Origin of the sequence: Pedobacter sp. (assembly GCF_041662865.1) — a bacterium.
In the GTDB taxonomy this organism is placed as follows: domain Bacteria; phylum Bacteroidota; class Bacteroidia; order Sphingobacteriales; family Sphingobacteriaceae; genus Pedobacter.
Genome location: NZ_JBAZRL010000117.1, coordinates 1 through 2,901, shown reverse-complemented (window position 1 = coordinate 2,901; position 2,901 = coordinate 1). Strand labels below are relative to the sequence as shown.

Annotated in this window: 4 protein-coding genes; 2 read left to right on the top strand and 2 right to left on the bottom strand. The window is 34.1% G+C overall.

All coding sequences use genetic code 11. The annotated features are described in order from the left end of the window. On the bottom strand, positions 1-963 hold a 963-nt coding region (gene pyk, locus WC622_RS16895), incomplete at its 3' end, for a pyruvate kinase (protein WP_372820862.1). 138 nt (positions 964-1,101) lie between these two features. Beyond that, on the bottom strand, positions 1,102-1,521 hold the full coding sequence (locus tag WC622_RS16890; protein ID WP_372820861.1) for an IPExxxVDY family protein: 420 nt from the start codon (positions 1,519-1,521) through the stop codon (positions 1,102-1,104). Positions 1,522-1,679: 158 nt separating this feature from the next. Between WC622_RS16890 and WC622_RS16885 the strand changes: the two genes are divergently transcribed. Both WC622_RS16885 and WC622_RS16880 read left to right on the top strand, forming a co-directional pair. Beyond that, positions 1,680-1,916 carry an acyl carrier protein gene (locus WC622_RS16885; RefSeq protein ID WP_031266521.1) on the top strand — a complete coding sequence of 79 codons (237 nt, stop codon included), beginning with the start codon at positions 1,680-1,682 and terminating at the stop codon, positions 1,914-1,916. 30 nt (positions 1,917-1,946) lie between these two features. Then, positions 1,947-2,901: beta-ketoacyl-ACP synthase II (locus tag WC622_RS16880; RefSeq protein ID WP_372820860.1), on the top strand; the 955-nt coding region annotated here is incomplete at its 3' end.

The following is a 2,901-nucleotide window of genomic DNA, read 5'->3' as shown; positions in this document are numbered from 1 at the left end:
TTCTCCTACCGATGTTTCTCCACTTAGCATTACCGCGTCTGCACCATCCAAAACTGAGTTTGCTACGTCATTTACTTCTGCACGTGTTGGACGAGGTGTAGTAATCATACTTTCTAGCATTTGCGTAGCAATAATTACAGGTTTAGATGCTGCTCTACATTTCTGTACAATCATTTTTTGCAATAATGGCACTTCTTCCATTGGCATTTCTACTCCCAAATCTCCACGAGCCACCATAATCGCATCAGAAACTGCAATAATTTCATCGATATTAGCAATTGCCTCTGGTTTTTCAATTTTAGCAACAACTCTTGCTGTTTTGCCTCTTGCTTTAATAATATCTTTAAGTTCGATAATATCTTCAGCGTTGCGTACAAAAGATAAACCAATCCATTCTACATCGTTTTCTAAAACAAATTCTAAGTTTTTACGATCTTCTACTGTTAATGAAGGAATAGAAACTTTAGTATTCGGAAGATTTACCCCTTTTCTAGACGTTAAAATACCCCCATGTACAATTTCGCAAACAACTTCATCCTTATAATTGGTTTCGATTACTCGCATTTGCAATTTTCCATCATCTAAAAGGATAATCTCGCCTGCTTTTACATCTTGCGGGAAATTTTCATAAGTGATGTAAATCCGTTCTTCATTACCTATGCATTCTTGAGTGGTGATTACAGTACGATTACCATTAACTAAATGAATACCACCATCTTTAACAGTTCCAATTCTAATTTTTGGCCCTTGCAAATCGGCTAAAATGCCAACATTATACTTATATTTTTTATTGATGCTACGAATGGTATCTAAAACTTCTTGATGATCAGCCTGAGAACCATGAGAAAAATTAAGGCGGCAAACATCTAGTCCTGCATTAAACATACTATACAAAACATCTGGTTTGGCTGATGCCGGACCTAAAGTGGCCACTATTTTAGTTCTTGAATGAAAAGGTTTCATTTATTATTATTTTATTGACGATAAAACAAAAAGTGGAAATTTATTGAAAATAACGTTGTTTTATCTATTTGTTTATGTTGTGTTTCAGTTTTATTAAGATTCAAATATAGTGTATTTAATACACGAACAATATAAAATTTACATTACTAAATTCTCTTTCGACTTTAATTTAAGCGGATCAATCTGCGCAGCTACCTGTATATCAGGCAGTTTATTTAATCGAGTCAAAATAAAATTGAGATCTTCTTTATCAATATATTGATGAATAATCATAAAAAAATCTACTTTATTCATTTCAGGAATTAAAAACCCTTCACTGTTTCGATTGTTAACTAAATAATACTCTATTTCACCTTGTTCTACAAAATAATAAAACTTAGAAAATGAAAGTGGAGCTTCATCAATATTATAATAAACCTCGTGATCATCAACCTTTTCGAAATCAAATTCTAAGCTATTATTTATTTTGTGACATAGAATATAATCTTTTAAAGATGCCGTTATAGCGATTAAAACAAAATCAAGGTCTAAAGAGAGTTTTAAATAAGTTTTGTTCAAAACAGAATATTTTTTTAGAATTACGAAATTATAAAACTAATTTTACATTAAGTTTGAAATAAAAACATTAAAATTGATTGAGAAATAAAAACATTTGAAAAGTGTTAGAATTTTATTTTTCTTTGCACAGAATTATTTAACCATTAAATTATAAAATTATGTCTGATATTGCTTCAAGAGTTAAGGCTATCATTGTAGAAAAACTAGGTGTTGATGAAAGCGAAGTTACGCCAGAAGCGTCTTTCACAAACGACTTAGGTGCGGATTCTTTAGATACCGTTGAGTTGATTATGGAATTTGAAAAAGAATTCAATGTTGCGATTCCTGATGATCAGGCTGAAACTATCGGTACTGTTGGTCAAGCAGTTGCTTATTTAGAAAAAAACGTTAAGTAATAAAATACGCTTTCCGTACAATACGTATAAATGGAATTAAAAAGAGTAGTAGTTACAGGTTTAGGTGCGCTCACTCCAATTGGTAATACCACCCAAGAATTTTGGGATGGTTTAATTAATGGTGTGAGCGGCGCTGGGCCAATTACAGGTTTTGATACTGAAAAGTTCAAGACGAAATTTGCATGTGAGCTGAAGAACTTTAATCCAGAAGATCATTTGGATAAAAAAGAAGCTCGCAAATTAGACCCATTTGTGCAGTATGCTTTAGTAGCTACAGCAGAAGCCGTAAAAGATGGTGGTTATGATTGGGAAAAAATCGATACCAACCGTGTAGGCGTTATCTGGGGCTCGGGTATAGGTGGATTTAAAACGTTTCAAGAAGAAATGAAAACTTTCTTTTTGGGTGATGGAACTCCACGTATTAACCCTTTCTTTATTCCAAAAGTAATTATTGACATTGCTCCCGGCCATATTTCAATGAAATATGGTTTACGCGGACCAAATTTTTCTACTGTTTCGGCATGCGCTTCGGCTACCAATGCCATGATTGATGCATTCAATTATATCCGTTTGGATATTGCTGATATCATTATTTCTGGGGGTTCTGAAGCGATTATTAACGAAGCGGGTATTGGTGGTTTCAACGCCATGCATGCGCTTTCTACTCGAAATGATGATCCAAAAACTGCATCAAGACCTTTTGATAAAGATCGTGAAGGTTTTGTAGCCGGTGAAGGTGCTGGAACTATTATTTTAGAAGAATTAGAACATGCTAAAGCTCGTGGTGCTAAAATCTACGCCGAAATTGTAGGTGGTGGTATGAGTGCCGATGCGAATCATATTACTGCACCACACCCACAAGGTTTGGGTGCAAGATTAGTAATGGCTAACGCATTGCGTGATGCTAAATTAACAACTGCTGATATTGATTATATTAATGTGCATGGAACTTCTACTCCACTTGGAGATGTAAGTGAAAGCAGAG